The sequence below is a fragment of the uncultured Bradyrhizobium sp. genome, assembly GCF_964252615.1.
Classification (GTDB): domain Bacteria; phylum Pseudomonadota; class Alphaproteobacteria; order Rhizobiales; family Xanthobacteraceae; genus Bradyrhizobium.
In genome coordinates, this window is the sequence record NZ_CAXUNQ010000003.1 from 1 (window position 1) to 25,311 (window position 25,311).

General features: G+C 61.7%; 32 protein-coding genes and 1 riboswitch. Of the genes, 24 read left to right on the forward strand and 8 right to left on the reverse strand.

What is annotated here, in order from left to right; all coding sequences use genetic code 11:
- From ACFE72_RS02560 to ACFE72_RS02595, 8 genes are all read left to right on the forward strand, one after another.
- The coding region (locus tag ACFE72_RS02560) for a hypothetical protein (RefSeq protein WP_375411487.1) at positions 1-228 on the forward strand (228 nt) is incomplete at its 5' end.
- Positions 229-380: 152 nt separating this feature from the next.
- Positions 381-514, forward strand: a riboswitch (TPP riboswitch).
- Positions 502-1,518 carry an FAD-dependent oxidoreductase gene (locus ACFE72_RS02565; RefSeq protein ID WP_375411488.1) on the forward strand — a complete coding sequence of 339 codons (1,017 nt, stop codon included), beginning with the start codon at positions 502-504 and terminating at the stop codon, positions 1,516-1,518. Its footprint overlaps the riboswitch before it by 13 nt.
- Positions 1,509-1,706, forward strand: a complete 198-nt coding sequence (thiS, locus tag ACFE72_RS02570) for a sulfur carrier protein ThiS (protein WP_375411489.1) — start codon at positions 1,509-1,511, stop codon at positions 1,704-1,706. The genes ACFE72_RS02565 and thiS overlap by 10 nt, the downstream gene beginning before the upstream one ends.
- Before the next feature lie 145 nt (positions 1,707-1,851).
- Positions 1,852-2,634, forward strand: a complete 783-nt coding sequence (locus ACFE72_RS02575) for a thiazole synthase (protein WP_375411490.1) — start codon at positions 1,852-1,854, stop codon at positions 2,632-2,634.
- The gene (locus ACFE72_RS02580; RefSeq protein ID WP_375411491.1) at positions 2,621-3,229 is read left to right on the forward strand and encodes a thiamine phosphate synthase; all 609 of its coding nucleotides are present in this window, start codon (positions 2,621-2,623) and stop codon (positions 3,227-3,229) included. The genes ACFE72_RS02575 and ACFE72_RS02580 overlap by 14 nt, the downstream gene beginning before the upstream one ends.
- Before the next feature lie 26 nt (positions 3,230-3,255).
- Positions 3,256-5,175: a phosphomethylpyrimidine synthase ThiC gene (gene thiC, locus ACFE72_RS02585; RefSeq protein WP_375411492.1), complete on the forward strand. Its 1,920-nt coding sequence runs from the start codon at positions 3,256-3,258 to the stop codon at positions 5,173-5,175.
- Between the two features lie 36 nt (positions 5,176-5,211).
- Entirely contained in the window at positions 5,212-6,015 is an 804-nt protein-coding gene (locus tag ACFE72_RS02590) for a hypothetical protein (RefSeq protein WP_375411493.1), read from the forward strand.
- 104 nt (positions 6,016-6,119) lie between these two features.
- The gene (locus tag ACFE72_RS02595; protein WP_375411494.1) at positions 6,120-7,139 is read left to right on the forward strand and encodes a hypothetical protein; all 1,020 of its coding nucleotides are present in this window, start codon (positions 6,120-6,122) and stop codon (positions 7,137-7,139) included.
- 230 nt (positions 7,140-7,369) lie between these two features.
- On the opposite strand, the gene ACFE72_RS02600 is transcribed toward ACFE72_RS02595, so the two are convergent.
- Positions 7,370-8,257, reverse strand: a complete 888-nt coding sequence (locus ACFE72_RS02600; protein ID WP_375411495.1) for a hypothetical protein — start codon at positions 8,255-8,257, stop codon at positions 7,370-7,372.
- 204 nt (positions 8,258-8,461) lie between these two features.
- Complete coding sequence (locus ACFE72_RS02605) at positions 8,462-8,896, reverse strand: hypothetical protein (protein ID WP_375411496.1); 435 nt, start codon at positions 8,894-8,896, stop codon at positions 8,462-8,464.
- Positions 8,897-9,121: 225 nt separating this feature from the next.
- On the opposite strand from ACFE72_RS02605, the gene ACFE72_RS02610 reads away from it, so the two are divergent.
- Positions 9,122-9,466 carry a hypothetical protein gene (locus ACFE72_RS02610; protein WP_375411497.1) on the forward strand — a complete coding sequence of 115 codons (345 nt, stop codon included), beginning with the start codon at positions 9,122-9,124 and terminating at the stop codon, positions 9,464-9,466.
- A 141-nt stretch (positions 9,467-9,607) separates the two neighbouring features.
- Positions 9,608-10,042, forward strand: a complete 435-nt coding sequence (locus ACFE72_RS02615) for a pyridoxamine 5'-phosphate oxidase family protein (protein ID WP_375411498.1) — start codon at positions 9,608-9,610, stop codon at positions 10,040-10,042.
- Between the two features lie 111 nt (positions 10,043-10,153).
- Here ACFE72_RS02615 and ACFE72_RS02620 read toward each other — a convergent pair whose 3' ends face one another.
- Positions 10,154-11,011, reverse strand: a complete 858-nt coding sequence (locus tag ACFE72_RS02620) for a hypothetical protein (protein WP_375411499.1) — start codon at positions 11,009-11,011, stop codon at positions 10,154-10,156.
- Positions 11,012-11,267: 256 nt separating this feature from the next.
- Here ACFE72_RS02620 and ACFE72_RS02625 point away from each other — a divergent pair, with 256 nt between their 5' ends.
- The 5 genes from ACFE72_RS02625 (at position 11,268) to ACFE72_RS02645 (ending at position 14,864) form a co-directional block, all read left to right on the forward strand.
- Positions 11,268-11,456, forward strand: coding sequence for a hypothetical protein (locus ACFE72_RS02625; RefSeq protein ID WP_375411500.1), 189 nt, complete (start codon positions 11,268-11,270; stop codon positions 11,454-11,456).
- A gap of 123 nt (positions 11,457-11,579) precedes the next feature.
- Positions 11,580-12,344 (forward strand): class I SAM-dependent methyltransferase, encoded by a 765-nt coding sequence (locus ACFE72_RS02630; protein WP_375411666.1) that lies wholly within the window; start codon positions 11,580-11,582, stop codon positions 12,342-12,344.
- 137 nt (positions 12,345-12,481) lie between these two features.
- On the forward strand, positions 12,482-13,249 hold the full coding sequence (locus ACFE72_RS02635) for an SDR family NAD(P)-dependent oxidoreductase (protein WP_375411501.1): 768 nt from the start codon (positions 12,482-12,484) through the stop codon (positions 13,247-13,249).
- A gap of 110 nt (positions 13,250-13,359) precedes the next feature.
- Complete coding sequence (locus tag ACFE72_RS02640; protein WP_375411502.1) at positions 13,360-14,559, forward strand: cytochrome P450; 1,200 nt, start codon at positions 13,360-13,362, stop codon at positions 14,557-14,559.
- 98 nt (positions 14,560-14,657) lie between these two features.
- Positions 14,658-14,864 carry a hypothetical protein gene (locus ACFE72_RS02645; RefSeq protein WP_375411503.1) on the forward strand — a complete coding sequence of 69 codons (207 nt, stop codon included), beginning with the start codon at positions 14,658-14,660 and terminating at the stop codon, positions 14,862-14,864.
- Positions 14,865-14,918: 54 nt separating this feature from the next.
- Here the strand turns inward: ACFE72_RS02645 and ACFE72_RS02650 are convergent, their stop codons facing one another.
- Positions 14,919-15,185 carry a DUF2277 domain-containing protein gene (locus ACFE72_RS02650; RefSeq protein WP_375411504.1) on the reverse strand — a complete coding sequence of 89 codons (267 nt, stop codon included), beginning with the start codon at positions 15,183-15,185 and terminating at the stop codon, positions 14,919-14,921.
- 156 nt (positions 15,186-15,341) lie between these two features.
- On the opposite strand from ACFE72_RS02650, the gene ACFE72_RS02655 reads away from it, so the two are divergent.
- From ACFE72_RS02655 to ACFE72_RS02675, 5 genes are all read left to right on the forward strand, one after another.
- The gene (locus tag ACFE72_RS02655) at positions 15,342-15,587 is read left to right on the forward strand and encodes a DUF2188 domain-containing protein (RefSeq protein WP_375411505.1); all 246 of its coding nucleotides are present in this window, start codon (positions 15,342-15,344) and stop codon (positions 15,585-15,587) included.
- A 135-nt stretch (positions 15,588-15,722) separates the two neighbouring features.
- Entirely contained in the window at positions 15,723-16,784 is a 1,062-nt protein-coding gene (locus ACFE72_RS02660) for an alpha/beta fold hydrolase (protein WP_375411506.1), read from the forward strand.
- A 52-nt stretch (positions 16,785-16,836) separates the two neighbouring features.
- Positions 16,837-17,214: a hypothetical protein gene (locus ACFE72_RS02665; protein WP_375411667.1), complete on the forward strand. Its 378-nt coding sequence runs from the start codon at positions 16,837-16,839 to the stop codon at positions 17,212-17,214.
- A 121-nt stretch (positions 17,215-17,335) separates the two neighbouring features.
- Positions 17,336-17,941: an MSMEG_1061 family FMN-dependent PPOX-type flavoprotein gene (locus tag ACFE72_RS02670; protein WP_375411507.1), complete on the forward strand. Its 606-nt coding sequence runs from the start codon at positions 17,336-17,338 to the stop codon at positions 17,939-17,941.
- A gap of 179 nt (positions 17,942-18,120) precedes the next feature.
- Positions 18,121-18,675, forward strand: a complete 555-nt coding sequence (locus tag ACFE72_RS02675) for a hypothetical protein (RefSeq protein ID WP_375411508.1) — start codon at positions 18,121-18,123, stop codon at positions 18,673-18,675.
- A gap of 19 nt (positions 18,676-18,694) precedes the next feature.
- Here ACFE72_RS02675 and bfr read toward each other — a convergent pair whose 3' ends face one another.
- A complete protein-coding gene (gene bfr, locus ACFE72_RS02680; RefSeq protein WP_375411509.1) occupies positions 18,695-19,192 on the reverse strand; it encodes a bacterioferritin in 498 nt (165 codons plus the stop codon).
- Between the two features lie 132 nt (positions 19,193-19,324).
- Positions 19,325-19,588, reverse strand: a complete 264-nt coding sequence (locus ACFE72_RS02685; protein WP_375411510.1) for a bacterioferritin-associated ferredoxin — start codon at positions 19,586-19,588, stop codon at positions 19,325-19,327.
- Positions 19,589-19,953: 365 nt separating this feature from the next.
- Here ACFE72_RS02685 and ACFE72_RS02690 point away from each other — a divergent pair, with 365 nt between their 5' ends.
- Both ACFE72_RS02690 and ACFE72_RS02695 read left to right on the forward strand, forming a co-directional pair.
- Positions 19,954-20,247, forward strand: coding sequence for a hypothetical protein (locus tag ACFE72_RS02690; RefSeq protein WP_375411511.1), 294 nt, complete (start codon positions 19,954-19,956; stop codon positions 20,245-20,247).
- A 241-nt stretch (positions 20,248-20,488) separates the two neighbouring features.
- Positions 20,489-20,761: a hypothetical protein gene (locus tag ACFE72_RS02695; protein ID WP_375411512.1), complete on the forward strand. Its 273-nt coding sequence runs from the start codon at positions 20,489-20,491 to the stop codon at positions 20,759-20,761.
- A 108-nt stretch (positions 20,762-20,869) separates the two neighbouring features.
- Here ACFE72_RS02695 and ACFE72_RS02700 read toward each other — a convergent pair whose 3' ends face one another.
- Both ACFE72_RS02700 and ettA read right to left on the reverse strand, forming a co-directional pair.
- Positions 20,870-22,072, reverse strand: coding sequence for a lytic murein transglycosylase (locus tag ACFE72_RS02700; RefSeq protein WP_375411513.1), 1,203 nt, complete (start codon positions 22,070-22,072; stop codon positions 20,870-20,872).
- Between the two features lie 82 nt (positions 22,073-22,154).
- Entirely contained in the window at positions 22,155-23,807 is a 1,653-nt protein-coding gene (gene ettA / locus ACFE72_RS02705) for an energy-dependent translational throttle protein EttA (protein ID WP_375411514.1), read from the reverse strand.
- Between the two features lie 223 nt (positions 23,808-24,030).
- On the opposite strand from ettA, the gene ACFE72_RS02710 reads away from it, so the two are divergent.
- Together ACFE72_RS02710 and ACFE72_RS02715 are read left to right on the forward strand one after the other, a co-directional pair.
- The gene (locus ACFE72_RS02710) at positions 24,031-24,237 is read left to right on the forward strand and encodes a hypothetical protein (RefSeq protein ID WP_375411515.1); all 207 of its coding nucleotides are present in this window, start codon (positions 24,031-24,033) and stop codon (positions 24,235-24,237) included.
- A 113-nt stretch (positions 24,238-24,350) separates the two neighbouring features.
- Positions 24,351-25,310, forward strand: coding sequence for a D-2-hydroxyacid dehydrogenase family protein (locus ACFE72_RS02715; protein ID WP_375411516.1), 960 nt, complete (start codon positions 24,351-24,353; stop codon positions 25,308-25,310).
- Position 25,311 lies beyond the last annotated feature (1 nt).

Consider the following 25,311-nt stretch of genomic DNA (forward strand, 5'->3'; position numbering starts at 1 on the left):
CTCCACATCAGAAAGAAAGACGTGGATGCCCGGCACAAGGCCGGGCATGACGGCGTGGTCTACATCATGCGCGGCACAAGGCCCAGCAATGACGGCGCGGTCTACGTCATGCCCGGCATAAGGCCGGGCAGCGCGTTCTACGTCATGGCCGGGCTTGTCCCGGCCATCCACGTCTTTGCCCCACATCAGAAAGAAAGACGTGGATGCGTGGCACAAGGCCGGGCATGACGGCGAGATGTGTGAATCCAGTAGGGTCAAGCCCGGCAATGACGGCAAAGATGCGGCATGACGGGAATGCTCGCACTGCGCGTCGTCGGGGCACGATGCGGTGCAGTTCCCTTCAGCATGCGTTGACACCCCGCCGCATCGGCTTACATTGAGTCCGTTCCGAGGGGAGCTCCGACGAGGGGCTGAGATACCGCACGCTCGAGCCTGCTTGCAGGCGGGAGACCGCGGTGACCCTTTGAACCTGATCCGGGTCATGCCGGCGAAGGGACAGGGATGTATCGGAGTTCGGACTCGTCGCGGGGGGAATCCCCGGTTTCCGTTATCGGCGCCGGCATTGCCGGCGCCTGGCAGGCGTTGCTGTTTGCCAGGGCCGGCCACCAGGTCACGGTGTTCGAGCGCGGCGACCGGCGGATGACGCAGGCCGCCAGCCACTGGGCCGGCGGCATGCTGGCGCCGTATTGCGAGCGCGAGGCGTCGGAGCCCGTCGTCGCCAGACTGGGAGTGCGTTCGCTCGATCTGTGGCGCGATGAATTTCCCGCCACGCCCTTCCACGGTTCTGTCGTGGTGTCGCACCCGCGCGATCGATCCGACTACGAGCGCTTCGCAAAGTTGACGACAGGCCATCGGCGCCTCGATGCCGGCGGCATTTCGAGCCTTGAACCTTCGCTCGACGGCCGCTTTCGGGAGGCGCTGTTTTTTCCCGACGAAGGCCATGTCGAACCACGCGCGGTCCTGCCGGAATTGCACGCGCGCATCACCGCATCCGGCGCCACGATCCGGTTCGGCGACGAACGGCGTGCTGACGATCTCGACGGCATCGTGATCGATTGCCGCGGACTGGCCGCGCGCGACGCGCAGCCGGAGCTTCGCGGCGTCAAGGGCGAGATGGTCGTCGTCGAAACCGATGAGATCGTACTGTCGCGCCCAATACGGCTGGTCCATCCGCGCTGGCCGCTCTACATCGTCCCGCGCGCCGGCCATCAGTTCATGATCGGCGCCACCTCGATCGAGCGCGAGGATGACGGCGTCAGCGTGCGCTCGGCGCTGGAATTGCTCAGCGCCGCCTATGCGGTGCATCCGGCCTTCGGCGAGGCCCGCATTGTCGAGATCGGCTCCGGCTTGAGGCCTGCATTTCCCGACAACTTGCCGCGCATCGCCGTTCGCGATCGGCTCATCGCGGTCAACGGACTCTATCGCCACGGCTTTCTGCTGGCGCCGGCGCTGGCGGAGCTGACGCTCGGCTATGTCCAGCGCGGCGTGATCGACAACGAGGTGATGCAATGCGCGTGACCGTCAATGGCGAGCAGCGCGAGGTCGCCTCGGCGCGGGTCGATGCGCTGTTGTCCGAACTCGAATACGAAGGCACGCATTTCGCGATCGCGCTGAATTACGACGTGCTGCCACGCAGCCGCTGGGCCGAAACGCCGCTGAAAAACGGCGACGAGATCGAGATCATCACGCCGCGGCAGGGAGGGTGAGGATGACGACCGATACTCCGACGTCGTCCCCGCGAAGGCGGGGACCCATAACCACCGTGGCCGGTTGGACCACGATGATGCGGGCAAGGTGTCCAATTGAGAATACGGTGGCTATGGGTCCCCGCCTTCGCGGGGAGGACGGATCATGCTGAACCTCTACGACAAACCCTTCGCCTCGCGCCTGATGATCGGCAGCGCGCTGTATCCGTCGCCGAAGATCATGCAGGACGCGATCCGCGCCTCCGGTGCGGACATCGTCACGGTGTCGCTGCGGCGCGAATCCGGCGGCGGCAAGACCGGCGACGCGTTCTGGTCGCTGGTCCGCGAACTCGATGTCGCCGTGCTGCCGAATACGGCCGGCTGCCGCAGCGTGCGCGAGGCCGTCACCACCGCCAAATTGGCGCGCGAGCTGTTCGGCACCTCCTGGATCAAGCTCGAGGTGATTGCCGACAATGATACGCTGCAGCCCGACGTGGTCGGGCTGGTCGAAGCTGCCAGCACCCTGATTAAGGACGGCTTCGAGGTGTTTCCCTATTGCACCGAGGACCTGAGCGTCGCGATGCGGCTGGTGGACGCCGGCTGCAGGATCGTGATGCCGTGGGCGGCGCCGATCGGCAGCGCAAAGGGCATCATCAATCGGGGCGCGCTGAAGCTGTTGCGCGACCGGCTGCCCGACATCACGCTGGTGGTCGATGCCGGGCTTGGCGCGCCGAGCCACGCGGCTGAAGCGCTGGAACTCGGCTACGACGCGGTGCTGCTGAACACCGCCATTGCCAAGGCCGCCGATCCGGTTGCGATGGCCGGCGCGTTCAGGCTCGCGGTCGAAGCCGGCCGCACCGCGTTTGAAGCCGGGCTGATGGGAGCCCGCGACTTCGCCTCTCCTTCCACACCTGTAATCGGGACCCCGTTCTGGCATGCCGTATCCTGACCGCTTCTATCCCGTCGTCGACAGCGTCGCCTGGGTCGCGCGCCTCGCCGCGCTCGGCGTCGGCACGGTGCAGCTTCGCGCCAAGGACCTCGACGACGGCGCGGCGCTGCAGATCGTCACGGATGCGCTTGAAGTTACCAAGGGCACGCCGACCAAACTCGTGGTTAACGATTACTGGCGCGCGGCGATCGTGGCTGGCGCGCGGCATCTTCATCTTGGACAGGAAGATCTCGCCGAAGCCGACCTCGCCGCGATCCGTGACGCCGGTCTCACGCTCGGCATCTCCACCCATGACGACGACGAGCTTGCAACCGCGTTGCGCGCAAAACCGGACTATATCGCGCTCGGCCCGATCTTTCCGACCACGCTGAAATCGATGCGCTTCGCCCCGCAGGGCATTGCGAAGATCACCGAGTGGAAGCAGCGAATCGGCGCGATTCCACTGGTGGCGATCGGCGGCATCAAACTCGAACAATCAGCGGCGATCTTCGCCGCCGGCGCCGACTCCATCGCCGTGGTCAGCGATGTTACCCAACATGCCGACCCCGATTCACGCGTACGCGACTGGCTTGGCGATTCCGCCAAGGCCGCCTGAATAGAACGACAAACGGAGGATATGCCATGAACATCCGCTCCAACCCGGACACCACGCTTCCCGCAGTGACCACCGGCCCGCTGCCGTCGTCGCGCAAGATCTTCGTCACGCCGGATGAAGCGCCGGATCTGCGCGTGCCGCTGCGCGAGATCATGCTGAGCAAAGGCGCCGGCGAGCCGGACCTGCCAGTGTACGACACCTCCGGTCCCTACACCGATACGTCGGTGACGATCGACGTCAATGCCGGGCTGTCGCGCGCGCGCATCGCATGGGTAAAGGAGCGCGGAGGCGTCGAGGAATATCAGGGCCGCGACGTCAAGCCGGTCGATAACGGCAATGTCTCGCCCGACAAGGCCGCCCTCGCCTTCAAGGCGCATCACAGGCCGCTGCGCGGCACGGGCGGCCACATGATCACCCAGCTCGAATTCGCCCGCGCCGGCATCGTCACTAAGGAGATGATCTACGTCGCGACGCGCGAGAATCTCGGCCGCAAGGTGCAGCTCGAGCGCGCCGAGGCCGCACTCGCCGACGGCGAAAGCTTCGGCGCCGAGGTGCCCGCCTTCATCACCCCGGAATTCGTGCGCAGCGAGATCGCGCGCGGCCGCGCCATTATCCCCTGCAACATCAACCACGGCGAACTGGAGCCGATGATCATCGGCCGCAATTTCCTGACCAAGATCAACGCCAATATCGGCAACTCCGCGGTGACTTCTTCGGTAGAGGAGGAAGTCGACAAGATGGTGTGGGCGATCCGCTGGGGCGCCGACACCGTGATGGACCTCTCCACCGGGCGCAACATTCACACCACGCGGGAATGGATCCTGCGCAACGCGCCGATCCCGATCGGCACCGTGCCGATCTACCAGGCCTTGGAGAAGGTCAACGGCGATCCGGTGAAGCTGGATTGGGAAGTCTACAAGGACACCCTGATCGAACAGTGCGAACAGGGCGTTGACTATTTCACCATCCACGCCGGCGTGCGCCTGCCCTATATCCACCTCACCGCTGACCGCGTCACCGGCATCGTCAGCCGCGGCGGTTCGATCATGGCGAAGTGGTGCCTCGCCCATCACAAGGAAAGCTTCCTCTACACGCGTTTTGAGGAGATCTGTGACCTGATGCGCAAATACGACGTGTCGTTCTCGCTCGGCGACGGCCTGCGCCCCGGCTCGATCGCCGACGCCAACGACCGCGCGCAGTTCGCTGAGCTGGAGACATTAGGCGAATTGACCAAGGTGGCGTGGGCAAAAGGCTGCCAGGTGATGATCGAAGGCCCCGGCCACGTGCCGATGCACAAGATCAAGGTCAACATGGACAAGCAGCTGAAGGAGTGCGGCGAGGCGCCGTTCTACACGCTGGGGCCGCTGACCACCGACATCGCGCCGGGCTATGACCATATCACGAGCGGCATCGGCGCCGCCATGATCGGCTGGTTCGGCTGCGCCATGCTGTGTTACGTGACGCCGAAGGAGCATCTCGGCCTGCCCGACCGCAACGACGTCAAGGTCGGCGTCATCACCTACAAAATCGCGGCCCACGCCTCCGATCTCGCCAAGGGCCACCCCGCCGCGCAACTGCGCGACGACGCTTTGTCCCGCGCGCGGTTTGACTTCCGCTGGATGGACCAGTTCAACCTCGGCCTCGACCCCGACACCGCCAAGCTCTACCACGACGAAACGCTGCCCAAGGACGCCCACAAGGTCGCGCACTTCTGCTCGATGTGCGGACCAAAGTTCTGCTCGATGAAGATCACGCAGGACGTTCGGGATTACGCCGCGACGCTGAACGACCCCGACAAGCGCGCGGTGGCCGGCGGTAGCGTCGGGATGTCGGTCAGCGGCGTGATCGAGGACGGCATGGCAACGATGAGCGCGAAGTTTCGCGAGATGGGCGAGCGGGTGTATGTGGAGGCGGAGAAGGTGAAGGAGAGCAATCGGGTGTTGTGATATAAGAACCCATCCCAAACCGAAGGGGATTGGCAGGTGAATACGCGACATAAGGTAATCAAGAAGGGAAAACTGCGTTTCGAAAGGTTCATAGAGGCGCAGAAAGAGGCTAATGAAAAGTTGCTACCGATCACCCATACAACTGACGCGTACGATCTTGGCGACATAATTGAGAACGGTGAGATCCGACCCCGGCCTTGCGACGTTCTTGATCATGACCTCTCCTATTTTTTTTACGGGCGCCCCGCATACCGTAAAAACTCGGAAATTCAGGCTAATAATTTGGCCGCTTATGCTCCGATAGTGCTTATCTTTAAGTCGACAGTCAGTGACAAGGCTATAGCCGCCTTCCCCTTCGATTCTGGTGCATTTAAGGGGGAGATGTACTCCGAATTTACACACCATAGGATGGCAGTTCAAGATTTTGGGTTACAACCATCGCACCGAACGATCGGCAAACTTGTCGCCTTCTTCTTCGGGACCAACTCCCGCTATTACAATCAGAACCCTAGAGCGAAACGTTCGATACAGGCCGATGAGTTTGAGGCCCAGACCTATCAGGAACTAGTTACGTTTCGCGGAAAGAATCAGCGAGATGACCGCTCTACAACGGTGGAGCTGTTACTTGATGAGTGCCTTAAATTACAAGACAATCTACTCGCCGTCATTGTTCCCAGTTCAATGATAAAAGATAGAGCAGTCAAAGCTAAATTATCAAATCTCGACGTTCACATTCGTTCGTACACAGATGGAGCCAACCTTACGCCGGCAAGCCAAGTACCGCTTCTGAGCGATGTCGTCCGACACTTTTATATTGAACAAGGTATTTTAGAAAAGTGATAATAGAAAAGGCCCAGCTCTGCGGTGTCGTAAGTCCCACGGGCCAACCAGATGGGTTCTTTTTGCCAATTTTCATAGCTCCCCAACATTCCAACAACTACTTAGTGCAAGTCGTTGACGATAGCAACAATGTTATCGCCTTTGAGCCATTTATAGAAATATTTAACATTGAACACGTAGCATTCACGTTGGACCAAAAACTCGGCGATCCTGCCTTTTGGTACTTTAAACTAGAGGATGAACCTTTAGTTGGTACTATCGAGACAATACGGTCGTTGATATCAGTGCGACAACCAGAACTACAGGCCAATCCTTTCGTATGCATACAAGTGAAAAGCGCATGCGGATTGGAGGTGGACAGCGCCGTAATCAAATCAGTTCACAAAGAGCTACGCCAAACTGGCGGCGCCGGTGCCGCGGCTTGGTTGGATACAAGCATCCTGACACCAAGAATCAGAGCATTGTTTAGCCAACATCTGTCAGATGATCGCCGGAGACCAAGAGACCGGCGTCTCATTGAAGAGATACTTGCGTTTACCGGCGACGGCACAACTACTGTTTTAGTTCCTGAAAATCTAAAGATACCCATCAGTGAACGGACAGAACAAATTAAGCAACTCCTTGCGACTTTCGACCTAAAATTTTCTGAGTTTATGTTTACGAAAGGAAGCGAGCCAGCTCCCGGTCGACAAACGGATGTTACATCGCTTAAACGTGCTGCGGTAAAAGCTTTCGGTGCGGAAAATGGTATTACCCTAAGGCAAATTACCAAGAGCTATTTTGAAGACTCACAAGGGGCGCTAAGGGTCGTTTGTACCTTTTCGAGCCGTTATGAAGGAAAAGGAAAACGGAAGTATTGGTTCGGGTTTCACGAGATCTGGAATCGCTGGCTTGAGGATTCAGAAAGCGGATTTCTTATATTGGGGTGCATCGACTCAAGAACTTGCTTTGCATTGCCCCTCGGATTTGTCAGAGATCAATTGCCGCACCTTAGAACAACCGGTACCGGGAAGGATCGATATTGGCATATCGACATCGTCGACTTGGGTGGAAAGAAAAACCTCCTAGACTTACCGCATCTACATAAGCAAATCTCTCTTTCAGATTTCCTCCTGAGATTTTAAGCACTTTTGAAGCTCAAGCCACCGTGGTGTCTTCTCACCGTTACAAGCATGACTGTAGGGCGCAATCGCTTGATAGCGGCGCCTCACCTTTTCGACATTGAGTTGAACGCCGCTCAAGACCGTACAACGCGCTGCCGCTTATTGCGTCCTGCCACGCGCACACCAGCCACAGTAAAAGCGTCGGGAAGCAAGCCGCTCCCCGACGCGTTCGCCTGCTCCGTCGCAGAACCTTATTGCTTCGCTGCCGCGGGCGCACTCGCACCGCCACCGCTCGCGCCGGACGAGCCCGCGCCACCGGAGCTGCTCGCGCCGCCGCCGGTTCCGACCGTATTGGTGCCGCGCGCGTTGCCGCCGGCGGATTCACCGTCCGACCGGTTCGTCTCGCTGCCGCCGCCGGTGGATCGCGTTGTCGTGCTGCGCTCGTTCACGCTGACGCTGCCGCGCGCGCCGCCGCTGCGCTCTCCCACCGTGGTTCGCGTTGTACGGCTGCGCACGCTGACGCCGACCCGTGCCGACTCTCCGCCACGGACCACAACGCCGCTGCGATAGCGGCGGCTCACCGACACGCGGGACGGCTTATCATAAACGTAACGCCGCGCCTTCTTGCGCCGGATGATGACCGAGGGCTCGGAATGGACATAACGCCGGACCTTCTTGCGGCGGGAGTAGTAGACGTCGTCGCTGGAGCCGTAGCGCGCGCGGATTGTCGTGCGCGAGCCGTAGCGGACACGCGAGCGAACGCCGTCACGCTCGCCGATCCGGACGTTGGCGCGGATGCTGGTCCGGCTGCCCTCGCGCCGTCCCTCTCCCACCCTGTCGCCGCCGCGCCGGCTCTCGCTCATGCGGCCCTGGTCTCCGTCGCGACGGCTTGCCGCGGCGCGATCGCCACCCGCGCCGGACGAGCGCGCATTGTCGCCGGTTGCCGCGCCGCCATCCTGGCTGCCCGATGTTCTCGCGGTCTCACTGGCTGCGCCGGATTGGCCGGAGCCGGACTGACCTGCGCCGGATTGACCGGCGCCACTCGGGGCTTGGGCAAGATGGATTCGATCGACTGTCCCGGCCGTGGCCGGAAGTGCGAGGCCGAGAACCGCGGCCAATCCGAAAGCAAGGCTTTTCATCGAAACCTCCATTGGACAAAGGTACGGCAGCACAATCGCGCAAACGTGACGTTGGTTGCCTGCAAGGTAGATTTTCTTTTTATGAACAACCGTTCATCGAAACGGACATGGGGGCCCGATCGCTTGATTGCCCTGCCTCTGTTTTGAATGTCGGGTTGGACGCCGCCGGGCGGCGCAATGCTTGCGCTGATTGCGCCCTGCTCCTTACTTCAACGTGATCGCCAGCCCGCTCAGGTCCACGTTCGCCATCAGCCCGACCTGCCGGCCGCTCAGTTCGAGCACGGCGCCCTTCTGGTTGGTCAGTACGATGGCGCGCGCGCCGCCGCCGATGGCGAGGCCGGCGCCGGCTGCGCCGTAGACGCCGGCGACGTCGGATGGCCGCGCGATATTGCGCACCCGGCCGCGCAGCACCGTCTTCGATCCGCCGAACACGAAGCCGTAGTCGAGGCCGCCGGCGGACAGTGGGTAACTGCGGCCGCGGAAGGTCAGCGTGCCGCCGCCGCCCGAGCCGCCGATCACCCATCCCGCTTTGTAGATGGTGAGTGACACCGTGCCGCTGTCGGCAAACGAGACCGACGGCAGGCCAGCGATGGCCGTCAGCGCAAGCAGCGCAGCACGAATGGCGGTTGGCACCTTCATGGAGTTGTTCCTTTGGAATCTGCGTGTGAGCCTGCGAGGTAGGGTGAGTCGCGTTCGCCGAAGTGTAGCCGACGGGCGGCATGCGCAAAGCTCTATCGTACCGCTTTGCCCATCTTCGCTCGACACACGCTTGCGCATTTCAATCGATTGAACCTTCAACCCGGTCGCCCCGACACACTCGCGTTCGCCCGCCGCCGGGTGAGCGCCAATCCGGGGAATTTCCATTTGCCAGATTTCCGCCCTGCTCTCGTCGGCGCGATCCTCGCATGCCTTTCATCCGCTCCCGCCTTTGCGCTGGGCGACGGACCTGCGATCGCCAGCGACTGGGACGAGATGACGGTGTCGCAAAACGAATGCTTCGCGCGCGGCGAGGCGGCGATCCGGCGCATAGGTTTTGGCGAGATCGAGCGCACCAAATATTCGCGCTTCGGCACCCGCAGCGACTACACCATCGCGGTTCGCTGCATCGAGGAAAAACGCATCGTGCTGTTCATGGCCTCGGGCCGCGACCGCAGCCGAGCGCAATCGCTCCAGCTCGACCTGCACCGCAACTATCTGAAGACGCCATGACCTCGCCGACGTGGTAAGCGTAGGATGGGCAAAGGCGCCCTTGCGCCGTGCCCAGCAATCCTAAGTTATGATGCACGGCGGTGAATGAGCCGAAACCAACCGCCGCCTGCCGCGTTATGCCCCGCGAACCGGAGCACAGCCATGGCCAAAATGACCCTGCAGGAAATCGCCGAGAAGATGCGCGACATCGATTTCACCATGTTGTCGACGCGCGCCGAGGGCGGGCAGATCGCAGCGCGGCCGATGAGCAACAACCGCCAGGTCGCGTATGACGGCGATTCCTACTTTTTTACCGACAGCGGCACGCATACCGTGGCGGACATCCGGCGCGATCCCAAGGTCGGGATGTCGCTGCAGGGCTCGTCGGGCCTGCTCGGCATGCGGCCGCTGATGCTGTCGATCGAAGGCGAGGCCGAGCTAATCCGCGACAAGGCGCGCTTCCAGGCGCACTGGACCAAGGATCTCGACCTCTGGTTCGAGCAGGGCATCGACACGCCGGGTCTCGTCATGATCAAGGTGCACGCCTCGCGCATCCATTACTGGAACGGCAAGGACGAGGGCGAAGTGCAGGTGTAGGCCGCAGTTGGCGTAGGTCGGATCAGCGCAGCGTAATCGCCCATCCGACCACTCGCTCTACGCCGCTGGCGGCGGATTACGCTGGCACTAACCGTCCTACGGGGCGTGTGTTTATGAATTCAACGTCTTCGGAACGCCGCCATAGCTGCGCGGGTCCTTGCCCTTGATGGTGGCCGTGTGCGGCCCGCGCTTGGCGATCACCTTGCCGGCCTGGGACGTGTCGATGATCATCTGCTCGGCGGTGAAGCTGTAGTCGAGTACGTCGTCCTTGTTGATGTCTTTCACGCCGGGGTTGTCGTTCGAGGTGAAGCTGACGCCGGTGGCCGAGCCTTCATCGGCATCCGCCCGCGAATAATGGTCATCGTGCATCGTCTCCTCGACCTTGCGCCCCTTCAGCGGGCCGTCGGTGATTTCCCAGACCGCCATCGCGTTCTGGCGGAAATCGGCCAGCGCCGGATCATGGTCGGCGTCGTTCTTGAATTTTGCTTTGAAGTCGAGCCGGAGCCGGGGATTGGTCGGACTGTCGCCGCCCGCAGCGGTATTTTTCGACCATTGGACCACGAAGGAATCCACACCCGCCGTTTTCGCTTTCGGAGGAGCGGCGGGCGGCGCCGGCTTGGGTTGGGAGCCGGAGCCCGAACCCGATCCGGAGCCCGCGCCCGAGCCGGTATCGAACGCGACGGCGGCATTGTCGTCGCCAAAACCGGCGCGGCCGCCGATCTTGTCCTTGTCGATGGTGCGCGGAGCGTGGATCGATATCCGGCTGAAATCGTAACTTCGGCCGGCAGTGCCGCACGGCGCGCCTGCCCCATCGCGCGCATTGTCCCGCGGCCAGCCCGACACCACGGAATTCACGATGCTCGCATGCACCGAACCAATCGGGTGAACCGGTGGCCGGGGTTCGGCGCGCGCGCGGTGGAGCGCAGCCGGATCGGCGGCGGCGGAAGACGTCCGGGTAAATGCGCGCATGGCAAGAACCCTCACGAGCGGCAAACGCCGATGGTTGCCGCTTTCACGGCCGCCTCGTTGTCCCTCACCGCGATATAGCTGTCAACCGGGCGAAGGCCGTTTACGTCTGCCGCAGGCCAAAGGCGCGCCGCGGGATCATCACACGCGAAGAACGATGGATGCGCATCGTTAACGTCTCGTCAAGCATACCAACACGTCATGAAGAACCGAATAATCGTCAGTTCGTTTCCCCACCGTAGCAAAAGGAGGAATGACGATGAGTGAAGCGGTTCTGATCCTGCCCAACATGCGCGGCGGCTGCGCGACGGTCGGCACCACGGTGCACACGCTGTTTCGTATCACCAACCGTCGCCCGCGCCCGATGGCCCGCCCGGACGGGAGCGCCGGTGAAACCCTCCCCGAGCGCGGCGAAGCGCCGGCGGACGCGTCCGCATCGCGCGGTTGACGGCGTCAACCGGCATTTCCCGGCGCAAAGCACGAACATATTGACGCATCGCGCGTTGGCTTCTCGGATCGGGACGCGGAACTCCGCGCACTCGGCACGGGAATTCCGAAAGCGGCCGCGATGATGTGTTCAGCCCGAAAATCCGTCGCCACCATCTTCCTGGCGCTGGTTTCCAGCGCCGGCGTAAGCGCCCGAATGGCTGTCGCCGAAACTGTAATTCCCCTCGCTCCGCCTGGAGTCGGAGCCGCCGCGTTTCCCGCGCCGGACCGCCCGGTCGCAGGCATCATCAGTCCGGAGTGGGCGTCCGAAGACGAGCGGCGCTCGGCCAACGAGACCGAGCAGGTATTCGAGTTGCTCGGCATCAGACCGGGGATGCGGGTCGGCGATATCGGCGCCGGCAGCGGTTTTTACACGATGGCGCTGTCGCGCGCCGTGGGACCAGCCGGCGAGGTGCTGGCGCAGGATATCACCCCGAAATATCTGGAAGCGCTACAGAGGCGCGTGCGCACCGCCAAAGTCGCCAATGTCAGGGTCGGGCTCGGCGAAGCGCACGATCCGCGGCTGCCCGCGCGCATGCTCGATGCCGCCGTGCTCATTCACATGTACCATGAGATCGCGCAGCCCTACGCCCTGCTGTTCAATCTAGCCGCTGCAATGAAGCCAGACGCGCTGGTGGGGATTGTCGACCTCGATCGCGCCACCGGCGAACACGGAACACCGCCCAATATGCTGCGGTGCGAACTCGCGGCCGTCGGCTACCGCGAGGCTGGCTTCCACCAGCTCAAGGGCGACGTAGGATACCTCGCGATCTTCAAGCCGCCGCTGCACGCCAAACAGCCTTCGGAGATCAAGGCCTGCGGCCGTGACGGTAAAGCGGCAGCGAAGTAACCCGAAATTGTCTTGACCCGGAATGCGACCGAAACGTGCGGCAGCGCATCGCAACACGCTGAGCGTTGCGCCGTACCGGCACTTGTGCAAATGCGCGCGTCCGTTATCCTGTCGAATATCAAAAAAGAGTAACAGCCGTGCCGCTTCTTGCAAACCACATTGCGGTCGTCACCGGCGCGGGCTCCGGCATCGGGCGCGCGATCGCGCTCGGCTATGCACGCGAGGGCGCGCGGGTGGTCGCGCTGGACGTCGACGCAGCGGGCGCTAAGGCAACCGCGAAACTGGTCGGCGACGCCGGCGGCACCGTCGACAGTTTTGCGCTCGATGTCGCCGACCGCATGGCCTGCGTCGCGATGGCGAAACAGATCGCCGATGGCGTCGGGCCGGTCTCGATCCTGGTCAACAACGCCGGCATCGCGCGACGCAACGGCATGACCGGCGCGGCAGACGCCGTGGTCAAGGACTGGGAAGATATCATCGCCGTCAACCTCACCGGCGTGTTCAACGTCACGCATGCGTTTCTAGGCTCCCTGCGCGCCAACAAGGGACGCATTGTCAATATCGGCTCGATCCAGTCCTTCGTGCATATCCGGCAGCCGAGTTCACCCGCCTATACCGCATCGAAACACGGTGTGCTCGGCTTCACCCGCGCCCTTGCCGTCGAACTCGGCAAGGACGGCGTGCGCGTCAACGCGATCGGCCCCGGCTTTATCGAAACGCCGCTGAACGCCGGCACGCGCGTCAACAATCCGGACGGCGTCAGGTTGTTCATCGAGCACACGCCGCTCGGCCGCGCCGGACAACCCGAGGACATCGTGGGACCGGCGATCTTCCTCGCCTCCGATCTGTCGGCCTATGTGACCGGCTCAATCGTGATGGCGGACGGCGGCTACAGGGCGGTGTGAGCGTCGGCAATTCGTGGCCGCAGCAAACGCCGTCGGCGCGGTCTTAATCGCCTTGATGCAGCGGCCCGGCCACGCTGGACATTCGCGACGCTCCGATCAATGATCGCGCCATGTCCAGCGCCCCACACTTCAACATCAACGTACCGGCCTTCTGGGCCGATCCCTATCCGGATCTGGCGCGGATGCGCCGGGAGGCGCCGATCGCGTTCGTGCCGCAGTTCGGCTCGACGATCTTCACGCGGCGCGACGACATCTTCACCCAGGAGAAGCGGATCGACGTGTTCTCGTCGCATCAGCCGGCGGGATTGATGAACACGCTGATGGGCCACAATATGATGCGCAAGGATGGCGATGCGCACATGGCGGAACGCGCGGCGATGTTTCCGTCAGTGTCGCCGCGAACCGTGCGCGACACCTGGAGCAAGGTGTTTCAGGCGCACGCCAACCGCATTCTCGACGAGCTTGCGCCGGCCGGGCGCGCCGATCTCTGCAAGGCGTTCGCGCTGCCGCTGTCGGCCGAATGCCTGAAGGACGTCACCGGCCTCACCAACATGCGCTTCCAGGACATGGATGCGTGGTCGCAGGCGATGATCGACGGCATCGCCAACTATACCGGCGACAAGGAGGTCGAGGCGCGCTGCCAGGCCGCCACCGCGGGCATCGATGCGGCAATCGACGAAATGATTCCGGTCGTGACCAGGCATCCCAACGCCTCCATCCTCAGCGTACTGCTGTCCGCCGGCATGCGGCTCGAAAGCATACGCGCCAACATCAAGCTTGCGATCTCCGGTGGCCAGAACGAGCCGCGCGACGCCATCGCGGGCACCATCTGGGCGCTGCTGACGCATCCGGAGCAACTTGCGCTGGTGCGCTCGGGCGAAGCGAAGTGGATCGCGGTGTTCGAGGAATATGCGCGCTGGATCGCGCCGATCGGGATGTCGCCGCGCCGGGTCGCAAGACCGTGGTCGTATGGCGGGGTCGATTTCGAGCCAGAGGACCGCGTGTTCTTCATGTTCGGCTCGGCCAACCGCGACGAGGCCTGCTTTTGCGATCCCGACAGCTTCGACATCACCCGCGATACCGCCAAAAGCATCGCGTTCGGCGCAGGGCCGCATTATTGCGCCGGCGCCTGGGCCTCGCGCGCGATGGTCGCCGATATCGCGCTACCCAGCATCTTTGCCCGGCTCAAGGGCTTGCGGCTAGACGGCGCCGACCCGGTGCGGATCGGCGGCTGGGCGTTTCGCGGATTGCTGAACCTGCCGGTGAAATGGGACACGGATCAGCAGCAAGGCGGAGAGTGCCGAATTTGAACCGCGGCTGATGTTTCCAAAGCAATTGACTTTTCAAAATCACCGTAACAATTTCGACGGCGGCGTATTATTTTCGATCAACTTTCAGGAAACACAGAATGGCAAAAAAACCCGATTCACCCGACACAGGCATTGCTAAGACTGTCCACAAAATGAGCGACGACGCGCTGATCGACGCGCATAACAACAATCGAGACGCCATCAAGGAAAAGAAAAGCGCTGGCGACGCGCCGACAGAAGGTCAGCTCAAGGCCAAGAAAGCGATCGACGACGAAATGGCCAAGCGAGGTTTGACCCGGCCCTGAGCGGTATCGGCAGACACCGGGACGCGGTTTTAAGGAACAAGCTCTGGCAAGCGGTCAGCCGAACCGCGCTTTCGACCGCTCGCGCGCCTTCTCCGCCTCGACCTCGCGGTCGCGCGCGGGCGCGTGGGTATGCAGCGACGCCAGCAGTTTCCGCGCGGCCATCGAAACTTCTTCCACCGCGCGGTCGAACGCCGCCTCGTTGGCCTGCGACGGCCTGTTGAATCCCGACAGTTTGCGCACGAATTGCAGCGCGGAGGCGTGGACTTCATCCTCGGTCGCGGGCGGTTCGAAATTGAACAGCGTCTTGATGTTACGGCACATCGTTGCCTCCTTTGCTCGCCGCCGGCCGTTCTCGCCATTCCTTCCTCGAGGACGATCCGAGGACGCGAAATCCTACATCAGCTGCCGGTTTTGACATAGAATGGACACTACATTCACCCCCGTCGCCACCCCGCGCAAGCAAACCAGCGAGTTCCAATGTCCCATGTCACCTACAAAATCGTCCAGCATGATGGCGGCTGGGCCTACACCGTCGGCGCTGTGTTTTCCGAGCCTTTCCCTACCCATGCGGCCGCCCTTGCCGCCGCCAAACGCGCCGCCGCCGAGCAGCGCGTTCCCGGCCGCACCGAAATGATCGAATACGAGACGGAGGATGGCAAATGGCACACCGAAACCGCCGCCGGCAGCGACCGGCCTGAAACCGATATCGAGGATACGCGATAGTATTTCCGTCACGCGGTGCGCATCTGGCAAAATTTTGACAGGCTGCCGCCACGCAAAGCCCTCGATCCCGGCACCTGGCATGTTAGTCTCCTTGCCAAGCGGCCCGGCAGAGCGGCCGCGCTCGGGGAGACGACCATGCATCTGTTGCGCGCGGCGCTATCGGCGGTTTTTGCATTCATCTCGTTCGCCGTCCTGGCGGCCGACTATCCGGCGCCGAAACAGGGCGACTGGATCGTAAAAGATTTCAAATTCCACACCGGCGAAATAATGCCGGAGCTGCGCCTGCACTACACCACGCTCGGCGAGCCGACCGGACAACCGGTGCTGGTGCTGCACGGCTCGGCGGGCTCGGCGGCAAGCATGCTGACGCCGACGTTTGCCGGCGAGCTGTTCGGGGCCGGACAACCGCTTGATGCCACGAAATATTACATCATCATTCCCGACGGCATCGGCCACGGTAAATCGTCAAAACCATCGGACGGCATGAAGACCGCGTTCCCGAAATACGATTACGAGGACATGGTGGAGGCGCATTACCGCCTGCTCAAGGAGGGCCTCGGCATCGCGCATCTGCGGCTCATCATCGGCAACTCCATGGGCGGGATGCACACCTGGATCTGGGGCGGAAAATATCCGGCCTATATGGACGCGCTGGTGCCGATGGCGTCGCAGCCGACCGAGATGGCGGCGCGCAACTGGATGCTGAGGCGGATGATGCTGGAGACCATCCGCAACGATCCCGACTATAATGGCGGCAACTACACCGCGCAGCCGCGCATGATGAAATACGCAAGTATCACGTTCGGAGTGGCAACCGCCGGCGGCACGCTCAACTATCAAAAACTGGCGCCGACCGCGGCACAGGCCGACCGGATGATCGACGACCGCCTCAAGGCGCCTTTCATCGCCGATGCCAACGATTTCATCTACCAGTGGGAAGCGTCGCACGACTACGATCCGGGCCCCGGACTGGAGAGGATCGAGGCTATGGTGCTCGCCATCAACGCTGCGGACGATGAACGCAATCCGCCGGAAACCGGCATCACCGACGCTGCAATGAAGCGGATCAAGAATGGGCGAGTGCATCTCATTCCAGCCAGCAGCGATACTAAGGGACACCTCACCACCGGCGACGCCAAATTCTACAAGCGGCAACTGCAGGACCTGCTGCAGACCGCGCCGCAAAAGACAATGTAAGGAGGGAGGCGCGTTGGTCGTGGCAGAGGTGCGAAGCGGCCGCCGCGCCGCGATGCGGTGGATTTTGGCCGCGTTTTTTTCGGCGGCGGGCGTCGCGCATCTGTGGGCGCCGGAGAAGTTGCTTGCGATCACGCCGTCGTGGGTGCCGTTCGCACCGCAGGTGATTTTCCTCACCGGCCTGTTCGAACTGATAGCATCCATCGCGCTGGTGACAAAACCGCTGCGCTGGTGGGCCGGCATCGCGTTGGCGGCCTATGCGTTCTGTGTGTGGCCGGCAAATTTCAAACACGCCATCGACGGGGTCGACCTGCCTTACGTCGCCAATAGCTGGCTCTATCACGGCCCACGCTTGGTGCTTCAACCGGTCATCATCTGGTGGGCGCTCTATTGCGCCGATGTGATCGACTGGCCGTGGCGAAACCGTTCCTAGGCTGGCAAAGCGCAGCGCGGCGAAAGCACCTTTGCCGCCCTACCGACCTTGCCGCGCTCACCTTTTCGAACCCATTATACGATGATACGTTGCCTGCATGAACCTCCGCCGGAGCAGTCCCTTGACCGATGCTGCCGCCTTCGATCTTCCCGCGGTCTATCCGCTGCCCTCGCCCCGCGTGATCGCGAAAGCGCGGCCCGAGATCGATACGCACGCGAAGAAATTCATCGGCATGTCGCCGTTCTGCGTGCTCGCTACATCCGGCTCCGATGGCAGCGTCGATGCCTCGCCACGCGGCGGCAATCCCGGGTTCATCCATGTGGCGTCGCCGACGCAACTCGTGATGCCCGATCGCTCCGGCAACAACCGCATCGACAGTTTCAGGAATATCGTCGAAGGCAGCGGACAGTTGCAGATGATCTTCTTCGTGCCGGGTATTGACGAAACCCTGCGCGTCGGCGGAACGGGCAAACTATCTGTCGATCCGGATTTGCTGGCTTCACTGGAAGAGTTCGGCAGGTTACCGCGCGCGGTATTACACATCGCCGTCCGCGAAGCTTATTTTCATTGCGGCAAGGCGTTGATGCGCTCGAAGCTGTGGTCATCCGATATGAAGGTGGAGCGTGCGGTGCTGCCGAGCATCGGCCAGATCATTTACGACCAGACGACGCTTGGCGAGCCGGAGCCGCAGGCCGTGATCGAGGCACGCTACAAGACGCAGCTCTGATTTCCGAGCGAAACGACGTATCGATCCGATCACGCTGCGCGATAGCTGGATTGCTTGGCTTCGCCGGCAATGACGATCTTTACTCGTATTCCGCGCACCAGTCCGCCCTTCCACTTTTCTAACGTCTTGTCTCTTTCGCTCACGGGTTACAAAATAACCGAAGCTTGGGGAGAAGCGTCGTGCGCTGGGTGGCCGTCGTCTGGATAACATTATCGCTGAGTGGCTGTGCGGACCCTTACGTCTCGACGACGGCCAATACCATTTCATCCGGCGAATGGAGGATCGAGCGTCAGCCCGACCGCATCACCGGCAACGCGATCGCCAGCGCGCTATTGATGACCCGCAACAGCTCGCACTCCGGAGAAGATTATACAAAGCCGGCGCAGTTGCAGTTGACCTGTTTCGAGCGAAATCCGATTGTGCGGTTTTCATTCGAATTCAAGATCGGCTCTGACAACAACTCTGCACTCGGCTATCGCTTCGACGACAAACCCGGCCGCGACAACGTCGCGTCCCGAATCCTGCTTGGCTATACGGTGATCGTTATCGAGGACAAGACCGCGGTAGCACAATTCATCGACGAACTTGTCAATTCAAGCACGCTGTATTTACGGATCCGGTCGCTCAATGCGGGACGCACCACTGCGGAATTCCGCGTAGCCGGCGCCGCTGCCGCCGTGCAGGCGGCGCTTGCCGAATGCCCGGCATCGGCCGTGCAGAAGCGGACGTCCTGACGCGTCCCATTGCCGACCGCTACTTCTTCGGCTCGAACTCGCTTTCGAGGCCGCCGACATGCTTCTGCGTGTAGAGATCGAGGCCGATCCGATCGATCAGATGCAACTGGGTTTCAAGGAAGTCGATGTGATGTTCCTCATCCTTCATCAAGCTTTCGAACAGGTCGCGGGAGACGTAGTCCTTGACGCTATGGCAATGGGTTGCGCCTTCCTCGTAAAGCGCGCGCGCACCTAATTCGGCGGCGAGGTCGCACTCGATGATTTCCTTGACGTTCTGGCCGATCCGCAACGGATCCAGCACCTGCATGTTGGGAAAGCCGTCGAGGAACAGGATGCGGTCGGTAAAGCGGTCGGCATGGTGCATCTCCTCAATCGATTCCTTGCGCCACGTCTTGGCCATTTCCAGCAGGCCCCAGTGATTGAGCAACCGAAAATGCAGCCAATACTGGTTGATGGCAGTCAGCTCGCTGCGCAGGCCCTTGTTGAGATATTCGATGACTTTCAGGTCGCCCTGCATCGCGGTACACTCCTGTTCAAGGCCTATGAGCCGGCACCCCAAATTTAGAACTTTTCTAAATTAGATTGTGCGCGGGAGCAACCCCCGGCGGGAGCAGCCAGAAACGGAAGGAAGCAGGCTTATCTTGGGATTTCAGGACGCAGCGAGGGAAAACTCGACCTGAACAGGCGTTTCTACATCAGTCCGGCTGTGCGGGCAGCCCGAGCAGCAGGACTTGGCGCAGGCGCCAAGCGCTTCATCCATGATCTTCTTGATGGTGCGGGCGCATCGGCCGCACTGGACACTGCAGCCAAGACAACCGTAGACCTGCCCCGGGGTGCGCGGCGGCATCTGCGCAACGCTCACGGCGTTGCGCACGTCGTGGTCGGTGAAGACATTGCAGGAACAAACAATCATGAACGGACGACGCTCTCGATATGCTTGTCCATTGGATATTTAAGACCGGCGCGGGATGCAAAAGAAAAAACCGCTTTTTCAAGCGATTCCAATCTACAGAGTTAGCAGCGCTACAGAATGAAGGAATCCAAGAAGTCCCCCACGGAACAGGGCCGAAATGACGCCGCGCAGAGACGTTCAGGCCACCGATCGACCGGAATCGCGATGCCCGCCGGAAATGCCGATCGGAATGCTGCGTTGCAATGCCATTGCTTCAATCTTTCTGAAAGCCGCGGCACCCTTCATTGAATGTTCGAGCGGAATATGAAACTTTGGGTTCCGCAGGACCTTCCCCTGCCTCTCAGTTTCGGAAAAGAGGTGAAGCCATGAAGAGAACATTACTGGTCGTCGCGGCCACCGCCACCTTGGCTGTTTCGACCTTGGCAGCGCCTGCTCCGGCGCATGCGCAGCGCGGCGTGGCCGCGGGTGTCGCGGCCGGCTTGCTCGGCGGGGCCATCGTCGGCGGCGCAATTGCATCCCAGAACGGCTATTACGGTCCAGGTTACTACGGCGGGCCGGCCTATGTCGCGGGGCCCGGCTATGGCAGCTGTTACATGCAGCGTCAGCGTTTTTGGGACGGTTACGGCTGGCGTGTGCGCCGGGTCCGGGTCTGCGATTAAGCCGAATGCCCTGATAGGTTTCGACGGATCCAGCGACGTTCCGGGAACGACTTGTTTCCGGAGCGTTTTTTGCGATTCGGCCCGAAAAAACCGTTTTTTCCGTCGAGGGATAGCTAACGTTTACTTCAAGTTGACGGTTGTGCGCTTTCTGGCGGGACAGTCAGTTTCGAAATACGGCGTGTGCGTAGATCTTTAAACCCGGTGCCGGCCTCACGGCGCCTTCTCCAGGAGAGACCAAGCAATGAAGAAGACATTTTCTGCCTTCCTCGCTATCGCGACAGTTGCCGGCGCCCTTGCGTCGACCCCAGCGAGCGCCCAGCGTGGCGTCGCGGCTGGCGTGGCGGCGGGACTCATCGGCGGCGCGATCGTCGGCGGCGCCATCGCTTCGAGCCGTCCGGCCTATGCCGCTCCGGCGCCGGTTTATGTCGAAGAAGCTCCCGCGTGCCGCATGGTTCGCGAGCGTTTCTGGGATGGCTATAGCTGGCGCTTCCGCCGCGTCGAGGTCTGCAACTGATCTGATTGCCGCCGCGCAAATTCTCGTGCAGCTTGAATTCGAAACCCGGCCGGCATCCGGCCGGGTTTTGGTTTTTACGCCGTCGCGCGTCCCGGAATCACGGCGAATTTACTTTGCCGTGCTCATCGCGCGCAAAACCGCTTCGCTCGGCCAACAGTCGACCTTGAGGCTGGCAGATTTCTGGTACGCGCCGAGTGCCGCGCGTGTCTTCATTCCCGCCTTGCCGTCCAATTTGTCGCTATAGAGCCCGATGCGAGTGAGATGACGCTGCATCGCCTCGACGGCGGTGGTGCGCAGTTGGGACGAAGCCGACCACGGCGTCGCGAAGGGCCGCGGACTTACGATGCGGTCGCTGAGATGCCCGACGAACAGCACATACAAATCCGAAAAATTGTATTCCTTGATCACGAAGTAATTTTTGGTGGTGAGGAACGCCGGGCCATAAATCCCCTCGGGCTGCAATAGCGACGCCGGCTGTGCCTGCTCCGCCGAGCTCAATTGTTGTCCATGCACCGGCACAAAGCCGGCGCGCAGCCAGTCGCCGATCGGTTTTGTCACTTCAGCCACGCCTTGGGTGCAATCGGCATTGGCCGGCGCACGCACCTCATAGGCCCAGCGCAAGCCGGGCTGCCAGCCTTTGTTGACGAGCTGCTGCGCCGCGGAGGCCAGCGCGTCCGGCACAGAAGTCCAGATATCGACGCGACCGTCGCCATCGAAATCCACGCCGTGCTTGTAAAACTCCGTTGGCAGGAACTGTGTCAGCCCGGTCGCGCCCGCCCATGACGAGCGCATGTCCTTGCGCGCGACCTTGCCTTCGCTGAGAATTTTCAGGGCGAGAACGAGCTCGGTGCGATATTGCTCCTTGCGGCGGCCGACATAGGCCTGCGTCGCCAGCACGCGCACCAGATCGTAAGGCAGCGCGTAGCGACCGTAGTCGGTTTCGCGGCCCCAGATCGCCAGCACGACGGTGGCCGGCACGCCGAACCGTTGTTCGATCGCGTTGAGCGCGGGGCGGTACTTCTGCTTCAACCGCTGCCCCTCGGCAGCCAGCCTGGCGATGCTCGCTTCCTTCACATAGTCGGCCGGCACCTGCACGAATTCAGCTTGCGACGCCGCCCCGGTCGCGGGACGGCCGGGCAAGATCAGGTCCGGCAATTTGTAATCGGGCTCCAGGCCGCGCGTCTCCTGCTCGAACGTCGCGCGCGATACGCCTTCCTTCTGCGCGTCCGGCCAGAGCGAGGCGATGAACCGGGTGAAGGCTGCGTCGGCGGCGTGTGCATTATATGGAAACGCCAGACCGAAAAGGAGCATACCGAAAATTAAAGCACGCAAGCCTTTCGCGAGAAATGACTTGTTCCCGCGTCGATCAGATCGCTCCTTCGCCATAGCCCCATTACCTTGTCAGCTTCTTGTACTTCACCCGATGCGGAATGATGCTGTCCTGTCCCAGTCTCCGCATCTTGTCCTTTTCATAATCCTGGAAATTGCCTTCGAACCATTCGACATGGCTCTCGCCCTCGAAGGCCAGGATGTGGGTGGCGATGCGGTCGAGGAACCAGCGATCATGGCTGATGATGACGGCGCAGCCGGCGAAATCCTCCAGCGCCTCTTCCAGCGCGCGCAGCGTATCGACGTCCAGATCGTTGGTCGGCTCGTCGAGCAGCAGCACGTTGGCGCCGGATTTGAGCATTTTCGCCAGATGTACACGGTTGCGCTCGCCACCTGACAGCGAGCCGACTTTCTTCTGCTGGTCGGCGCCCTTGAAGTTGAACGAAGATACATATCCGCGCGAATTCACCTCGCGCTTGCCGAGCAGGATCTGCTCGTTGCCGCCGGAAATCTCCTCCCATACGTTTTTGGAACCGTCGAGCGCGTCGCGCGACTGATCGACGTAACCTAGATGCACGGATTCGCCGATGGTGATGCTGCCCTTGTCGGGCATTTCCTGTTTGGTGATCATCCGGAACAGCGTGGTCTTTCCGGCGCCATTGGGGCCGATCACGCCGACAATGCCGCCGGGCGGCAGCTTGAAAGTGAGATGGTCGATCAGTTCGCGATCGCCGAAACCTTTGCTCAAGCCCTCGAAGTCGACCACGTTCTGCCCGAGCCGCTCGGCGACGGGAATGGTGATCTGCGCGGTCTGGGTCTGCTTCTCGCTCGCCTGCTTCAGCAGTTCTTCATAGCGCTGGTAACGCGCCTTGGATTTGGCTTGGCGCGCCTTGGGCGAGGCCGCGATCCATTGCTGCTCGCGCTCCAGCGTGCGCTGATGCGCCGCCTCCTCGCGGCCTTCCTGGGCCAGACGCTTCTGCTTCTGCGACAGCCACGCGGTGTAATTGCCCTCATAGGGAATGCCCTTGCCGCGGTCGAGCTCCAGGATCCACCCCGTTACGTTGTCGAGGAAATAGCGGTCGTGGGTAACGATCAGGATCGCGCCGGGATAGTTGCGCAAGTGCCCTTCCAGCCATGACACCGACTCGGCGTCGAGATGGTTGGTCGGCTCGTCGAGCAGCAGCAGATCGGGCTGATCGAGCAGCAGCTTGCACAGTGCAACCCGGCGGCGCTCGCCGCCGGACAGTTTGGTGACGTCGGAATCATCAGGCGGGCAGCGCAACGCGTCCATCGCCTGATCGACCTTGCTGTCGAGATCCCATAGGCCCGCGGCCTCGATCTCGTCCTGCAATTTGGTCATCTCGTCGGCGGTCTCATCGGAATAATTCATCGCCAATTCGTTGTAGCGATCCAGGATCGCCTTCTGCTTGGCGACCCCTTCCATCACGTTCTCGCGCACCGTCTTTGCAGGGTCGAGCTGCGGCTCCTGCTCGAGGTAGCCGACGCGCGCACCCTGGGCGACCCAGGCCTCGCCGTTATACTCCTTGTCGATGCCGGCCATGATCCGCAGCAGCGTCGATTTGCCGGATCCGTTGACGCCGAGCACGCCGATCTTGGCATTGGGATAAAACGACAGATGGACGTTATCGAGCACCTTGCGGTTGCCGGGATAGGTCTTGGACAGACCCTGCATGAAATAAACGAACTGGCGCGCCATCGTGTTCCCTGAACCGTGTGTTGTGGGGGATTTGCTGGCGCTGATGTAGCGGCGCTGTTGCAAAAGGGCAACCGGCCTTAAGAATTTAGCAAGCCTAACTTCGGCCACCGCCACGGTCCGGACAATAAAAACCGCTTTTTAATCAATCCCGCCAAGACTGTTCTCGCAACGAATTCCAGCGATTTTCTCCTCAAAAAATCGCGGGCAACCGGCAGAACGCGCCATGGCAACCATCGCATCATCGTCCCCATCATCGGCTGTCGACGGCCGTGCCCCCCAGCCCGGACTGATCAGCGAAATTCGCGAGTTCTGGCGGCAATTCATCGTTGCCGCGTTCCATCCCTATCGGCCGGAACAGCATTACATGCGCGGCCCGGGCCCGGCCTGGCGCGCCAAGCATGTATCCTCGTCGCATCTGCATTCGACCTGATTTCACCACGTAGTCAGGGTGCGGACGCTTGCGCGCGCCGGCGTTGCGCGCGACCATGACGCTGTCCCGGCGGCCAACTCAAGCCGCCATTATTGCTATGAACGGACCTGGTCATGACGCGGCTGCGCTGTGCAATTACCGACGACTATCTCAATCTCTCCACCAAGGTCGCCGACTGGTCGCCGCTCCAGGACCGTGTCGACGTTACCGTGTTCGATGAACCATTTGCGTCCAACGAGGCCGCCGCCGGCGCCTTGAAGGATTTCGAGATCATCTGCGCGATGCGCGAGCGCACGCCGTTTCCTCGCGCACTGTTCGCGGCATTGCCCAGGCTGAAACTGCTGATCACCTCGGGCATGCGCAATGCCGCGATCGATATGGAAGCCGCGAAAGAACACGACGTCGTGCTGTGCGGGACGCAATGGGGCCGCGATCCCACCGCGCCCCTCACCATGGGCCTCATCCTCGAACTAACCCGCAATATCGGCCGCGAAAGCGCGCGCATGCATGCCGGCGAACGGCTGCAGAAATTTGTCGGCATGGAAATCGAGGGCCGGACGCTGGGCGTAGTCGGCCTTGGCAAGCTCGGCAGCAAAGTCGCAAAACTGGCGCAGGCGTTCGGCATGAACGTGATCGCGTGGAGCCCGAACCTGACACCGGAGCGCTGCAAGGAAGTCGGCGTCGGCCATGCCGGCAAGGAGGAACTGTTCGCCACCGCCGACATCGTCACCATCCATGTGGTGCTGAGCCAGCGCTCACGCGGCTTGGTCGGACGCGACGATCTGGCGCGGATGAAGCCGACGGCGTATCTGGTCAACACCGCGCGCGGACCGATTGTGGATGAAGTGGCACTGCTGGAAACCCTGCAGCAGCGCAAAATCGCAGGCGCCGGGATCGACGTGTTTTCTGTCGAACCGCTCCCGGTCGATCATCCGTTCCGCAAGCTCGATAACATCGTGCTGACCCCGCATCTCGGCTATGTTACCGAGGAGGGTTTTCGCAATCACTATCGCCAGATGGTCGAGGGTATCACCGCCTGGCTTGGAGGCGAGCCGGTAAGACGGTTGGCTTAGT

Coding starts and splice junctions, on each gene's coding strand:
- ACFE72_RS02600 (WP_375411495.1), bottom strand. CDS start 8,257: ATGAAAAGCCTTGCTTTCGGATTGGCCGCGGTTCTCGGCCTCGCACTT.
- ACFE72_RS02615 (WP_375411498.1), top strand. CDS start 9,608: ATGGCCAAAATGACCCTGCAGGAAATCGCCGAGAAGATGCGCGACATC.
- ACFE72_RS02695 (WP_375411512.1), top strand. CDS start 20,489: ATGAAGAAGACATTTTCTGCCTTCCTCGCTATCGCGACAGTTGCCGGC.
- ACFE72_RS02715 (WP_375411516.1), top strand. CDS start 24,351: ATGACGCGGCTGCGCTGTGCAATTACCGACGACTATCTCAATCTCTCC.
- ACFE72_RS02640 (WP_375411502.1), top strand. CDS start 13,360: ATGTCCAGCGCCCCACACTTCAACATCAACGTACCGGCCTTCTGGGCC.
- ACFE72_RS02565 (WP_375411488.1), top strand. CDS start 502: ATGTATCGGAGTTCGGACTCGTCGCGGGGGGAATCCCCGGTTTCCGTT.
- thiS (WP_375411489.1), top strand. CDS start 1,509: ATGCGCGTGACCGTCAATGGCGAGCAGCGCGAGGTCGCCTCGGCGCGG.
- ACFE72_RS02620 (WP_375411499.1), bottom strand. CDS start 11,011: ATGCGCGCATTTACCCGGACGTCTTCCGCCGCCGCCGATCCGGCTGCG.
- ACFE72_RS02685 (WP_375411510.1), bottom strand. CDS start 19,588: ATGATTGTTTGTTCCTGCAATGTCTTCACCGACCACGACGTGCGCAAC.
- bfr (WP_375411509.1), bottom strand. CDS start 19,192: ATGCAGGGCGACCTGAAAGTCATCGAATATCTCAACAAGGGCCTGCGC.
- ACFE72_RS02645 (WP_375411503.1), top strand. CDS start 14,658: ATGGCAAAAAAACCCGATTCACCCGACACAGGCATTGCTAAGACTGTC.
- ACFE72_RS02665 (WP_375411667.1), top strand. CDS start 16,837: ATGCGGTGGATTTTGGCCGCGTTTTTTTCGGCGGCGGGCGTCGCGCAT.
- ACFE72_RS02630 (WP_375411666.1), top strand. CDS start 11,580: ATGTGTTCAGCCCGAAAATCCGTCGCCACCATCTTCCTGGCGCTGGTT.
- ettA (WP_375411514.1), bottom strand. CDS start 23,807: ATGGCGCGCCAGTTCGTTTATTTCATGCAGGGTCTGTCCAAGACCTAT.
- thiC (WP_375411492.1), top strand. CDS start 3,256: ATGAACATCCGCTCCAACCCGGACACCACGCTTCCCGCAGTGACCACC.
- ACFE72_RS02650 (WP_375411504.1), bottom strand. CDS start 15,185: ATGTGCCGTAACATCAAGACGCTGTTCAATTTCGAACCGCCCGCGACC.
- ACFE72_RS02710 (WP_375411515.1), top strand. CDS start 24,031: ATGGCAACCATCGCATCATCGTCCCCATCATCGGCTGTCGACGGCCGT.
- ACFE72_RS02625 (WP_375411500.1), top strand. CDS start 11,268: ATGAGTGAAGCGGTTCTGATCCTGCCCAACATGCGCGGCGGCTGCGCG.
- ACFE72_RS02660 (WP_375411506.1), top strand. CDS start 15,723: ATGCATCTGTTGCGCGCGGCGCTATCGGCGGTTTTTGCATTCATCTCG.
- ACFE72_RS02690 (WP_375411511.1), top strand. CDS start 19,954: ATGAAGAGAACATTACTGGTCGTCGCGGCCACCGCCACCTTGGCTGTT.
- ACFE72_RS02700 (WP_375411513.1), bottom strand. CDS start 22,072: ATGCTCCTTTTCGGTCTGGCGTTTCCATATAATGCACACGCCGCCGAC.
- ACFE72_RS02580 (WP_375411491.1), top strand. CDS start 2,621: ATGCCGTATCCTGACCGCTTCTATCCCGTCGTCGACAGCGTCGCCTGG.
- ACFE72_RS02655 (WP_375411505.1), top strand. CDS start 15,342: ATGTCCCATGTCACCTACAAAATCGTCCAGCATGATGGCGGCTGGGCC.
- ACFE72_RS02575 (WP_375411490.1), top strand. CDS start 1,852: ATGCTGAACCTCTACGACAAACCCTTCGCCTCGCGCCTGATGATCGGC.
- ACFE72_RS02605 (WP_375411496.1), bottom strand. CDS start 8,896: ATGAAGGTGCCAACCGCCATTCGTGCTGCGCTGCTTGCGCTGACGGCC.